General features: G+C 65.5%; 1 protein-coding gene and 1 pseudogene. Both read right to left on the reverse strand.

The window, feature by feature from the left end; all coding sequences use genetic code 11:
* Positions 1-604 (reverse strand): annotated as a pseudogene (locus EN780_RS35170) (hypothetical protein); the annotation flags it as partial.
* 31 nt (positions 605-635) lie between these two features.
* Positions 636-981 (reverse strand): GNAT family N-acetyltransferase (locus tag EN780_RS35175; protein WP_128276536.1); only part of this gene is annotated, 346 nt, incomplete at its 5' end.

Raw genomic sequence — 981 nt, forward strand, 5'->3', positions numbered from 1 at the left:
CAACGCCGCCATTGGCGGCCTTGGTCGCGGCGAAGTTCGCCGTGCCGGCGCCGAAGCTGGCGTCAACATGCTGCTTGGCGTCCTTGGACGTCATCGTCATGCTGGCTATGGTGCTGACGCCGCTGGTGAAGGCTGCGAGCGCGGGGTCATAGACGCCGCTGCCCTTGCCGTCCTTGACGGTGAACTGGGTGCTTTGCAGCCCTTCCGGCCCGTTGAACTCGAAGGACGCGCTCTGCGAGAAATCCATCGAGACGTCCCAGGATCCATCGCTGCGCGGCTTCACCTTCAAGGCATAAGGCGCGACGTCGAACTTCAGCAGCTTCTGGTCCGGCAGGGCCTCGACCAGCGCCTTGAAATCAATGGCGATCCGGTAGGCGTCGCCTTCGACGGAGACCTTCAGCACGCCGGTGTCGAGCGCCTTCTTGCCGACGTAGCGGGACAGGTCCTCGGAAAGCTGCTTGGCGCCTTGGCTATCGACCGTCTGGGCGAAAGCCGGCGCGCCGAGCGCGAGAAGGAAAACTAGGGACAGGACACGCTTCACGTCGATTCTCCGTTTGGGCTCGGAAGACAAAATCGCTTCGCGCTGCTGGTAGGCAAATACCATCACAGCCGCAAGACAAAGGCTAGTCGCCTTCCTAAAGCACCAGCCGCATCAGCGGCCGGCCGGGCTTGCGCTCGACAAGCCGCTCGAAGCCCGCCTTCTCGAACACCCGCGACGAGCCGACGAACAGGCCGATCGAACGCGAATCGCGCGACAGGTCGATCGGGCAGGCCTCGACCAGCCGCGCGCCGTTCCGGCGGGCAAAGTCGATGCCGCCTTCGACGAGGCGATGGCTGATGCCCCTGCCCCGCGCCTTGACGCGGATGAAGAAGCACGAGATCGCCCAGACTCCCGCGTCGGCGGCATCGGCCGGATCGACCGGCGCCGACCCCCTGCCCTGGTTGTTCCATTCGGGCACGTCGGCGCGCGGCCCGATCTGC

It is taken from the genome of Mesorhizobium sp. M4B.F.Ca.ET.089.01.1.1, assembly GCF_004022605.1.
GTDB lineage: Bacteria > Pseudomonadota > Alphaproteobacteria > Rhizobiales > Rhizobiaceae > Mesorhizobium > Mesorhizobium abyssinicae.